The 2,338-nt window shown below is 64.4% G+C and carries 3 protein-coding genes and 1 pseudogene; all 4 read right to left on the bottom strand.

From position 1 onward, the window contains the following. Positions 1–259 (bottom strand): annotated as a pseudogene (locus QK300_RS13500) (hypothetical protein); the annotation flags it as partial. After that, entirely contained in the window at positions 256–1,593 is a 1,338-nt protein-coding gene (locus QK300_RS13505; protein WP_281302227.1) for a recombinase family protein, read from the bottom strand. The pseudogene QK300_RS13500 and the gene QK300_RS13505, both read right to left, overlap by 4 nt. Beyond that, complete coding sequence (locus QK300_RS13510; protein WP_348651899.1) at positions 1,590–2,021, bottom strand: DUF2924 domain-containing protein; 432 nt, start codon at positions 2,019–2,021, stop codon at positions 1,590–1,592. Before QK300_RS13510 ends, QK300_RS13505 begins: the two co-directional genes overlap by 4 nt. A 77-nt stretch (positions 2,022–2,098) precedes the next feature. After that, positions 2,099–2,338, bottom strand: a 240-nt coding sequence (locus QK300_RS13515; RefSeq protein ID WP_281302225.1) for a hypothetical protein, incomplete at its 5' end; no start/stop codon positions are given.

Here is a 2,338-nt window from a genome sequence, read left to right on the forward strand (position 1 = left end):
AGGCGAGCCGCATCATTCGGCTCACGAACCTGTCGGAGATCTTCTCGGCTGCGGCGATGTCCTGGATCGTGGCAGCGGCACCCGTTTCTAGCTGCCGCCGCCAGTTCCAGGCGCGGGCGATGGCGCGAAGCACATGCGGATCCTGCGCCCGTCCATCCCGCAAGGTCAAATCGTCGGGCGGCAGGATTTTCGGCCGCCCGTTGCGTTTGCGGATCGTCAGCGGAATGACGACGCGGATGGTGTCGCTCGTGCTGGTCATGCGCACGCCTCCGTCTGACGAGGCGCCATCATGTCTCGTAGGACCGAGCCCAGCCCCTGATGGCGCAAATCGACGGCGATGCCATCTTCCCCAACGGTAACCCGCTCGACCAGAAGCTGGACGATGCGGGACTGCTCCGCCGGATAGAGCGCCACCCAGAGCTGATCAAACTCGGCGAGCGCTTTCACGACCGCCTTCTCATTGACGGTCGAGCTGTCCTTGCGAAGGGCCCTGATCGTCCGTGCCACGATCTCGGGCGCGCGGATCATGCGGCGGATTTCGCCGATGACGGCATCCTCGACCATGCCTGCAGGCAAGCGCAGCGGGCCACAAGTCTCTCCGGTGGGGCGGTTCCGGATCAGGTCCATCGATGCGTAGTAGCGATAGAGGCGCGTGCCCTTTTTCGTCGCTGTCGGCGTCATCGCGGCGCCGGTCTCGGTGAAGATGATCCCTTTCAGAAGCGCCGGGGTTTGGCGGCGCGTGTTCTTCGCTCGCAGACGTGGGCTCTCCTGAAGGATGCTGTGCACCTTGCCCCACAGGTCACGATCGATGATGGCCTCGTGCTCGCCGGGATAGGCCGCGCCCTTGTGGACGGCTTCACCCAGATAGACCCGGTTGTTGATGAGCTTGTAGAGGAAGCCCTTGTCGATCAGCTTGCCCCGCTTGTTCAGCACGCCTTCGGCTGCCAGCGCTTTCGCCAGCGTCGTCGCGGAGCCCAGCCGCACGAACCGCTCGAAGATCATCCTGACCGTCGCGGCCTCGCCCTCATTGATCACCAGCTTGCGCTCGCGCACGTCGTAGCCCAGCGGAACGTAGCCGCCCATCCACATGCCGCGCTTGCGCGAGGCGGCGACCTTGTCGCGGATGCGCTCGCCGATCACCTCCCTCTCGAACTGAGCGAAGCTCAGGAGGATGTTCAGCGTCAGTCGTCCCATCGACGTCGTGGTGTTGAACGACTGCGTGACTGACACGAACGTCACCTGATTGCGGTCGAAGATCTCGACCAGCCTGGCGAAATCCATCAGCGAGCGCGACAGCCGGTCGATCTTGTAGACCACGATCACGTCTATCAGCCCGGCCTCGACGTCCTGGATGAGGCGCTTCAGGCCAGGTCGCTCCAGCGTGCCGCCGGAAAAGCCGCCGTCGTCGTAGGGCTCGCGGATGGCGGACCACCCCTCGGCCTTCTGGCTCGTCACATAGGCTTCGCAGGCCTCGCGCTGGGCGTCGAGGCTGTTGAACTCCATGTCGAGCCCTTCCTCGCTCGACTTGCGGGTATAGATGGCGCAGCGCTGGCGGCGCGGCAGAATCGCGACGGATTCCTGAGAGCGGCTCATCGGTCGTCCCTCCGGGCTTCGCGGAGGCCGAAGAAGCGGTAGCCGTTCCATTGTGTGCCGGCGATTGCTCGCGCCACCGCCGAAAGCGACTTGAACTTGCGTCCCTGCCAGTCGAAGCCGTCCTTCATCACGGTGACCGTGTGCTCTACTCCGTCCCATTCGCGCACGAGCCGGGTGCCGACGACCGGGTTGCGGGAATCCGCAATGATCGCCTTGCGCCCGATCCTGCCCTCGATTTCGTCGGCCAGCAGATCCAGCGTCCGGCGCGTCTCGCGCGAAAGCCCCCCGAGGGTCAGTTCCTGGATCCGGTAGCCGAGCCTCAGCTCGAGGTAGCTGCGGCTGTTGTTCGGGGCGGGCGCACCAAAGAGGCTCTCCCACTTCGTCTTCAGCTCGACCACCGTCATTCGCTTGAGCGCCGCAAGCTGCATAACCACGCTCGCGTCCGCCGCGTCGCGTTCGCCCGGCAGCCATGGCGCGCCGTCAGTCTTTCTCTTTGTTCCTGGCATCATTGCCCTCCAACTCGGTTGCTCGGTTTGCGACGACCAACACGGCGCTTGAGGGCGAGAATGTCGAATGAACTGTCTTCGCCAGGTGCAGATAAAGAGCTGGACTGTTCCGGCAGGATACGCCTCAGCCCCGCGGCAAGAATGTGCGCGAGTTCATCGAGGCGTTCGTCCGCCGACAGACGGGCGGGCAAGAGAGGGTTCGGACCGGATCGGGCGTCTTGCATGAGACCGTTCGCAAC

Origin of the sequence: Iodidimonas sp. MBR-22 (genome assembly GCF_029946565.1) — a bacterium.
Lineage (GTDB): Bacteria > Pseudomonadota > Alphaproteobacteria > Sphingomonadales > Rhodothalassiaceae > Iodidimonas > Iodidimonas nitroreducens.

What these genes read in the sequence shown, in the direction of transcription:
- QK300_RS13505 (WP_281302227.1), bottom strand. Translation starts at nt 1,593, where the DNA reads ATGAGCCGCTCTCAGGAATCCGTCGCGATTCTGCCGCGCCGCCAGCGC.
- QK300_RS13510 (WP_348651899.1), bottom strand. Translation starts at nt 2,021, where the DNA reads ATGCAGCTTGCGGCGCTCAAGCGAATGACGGTGGTCGAGCTGAAGACG.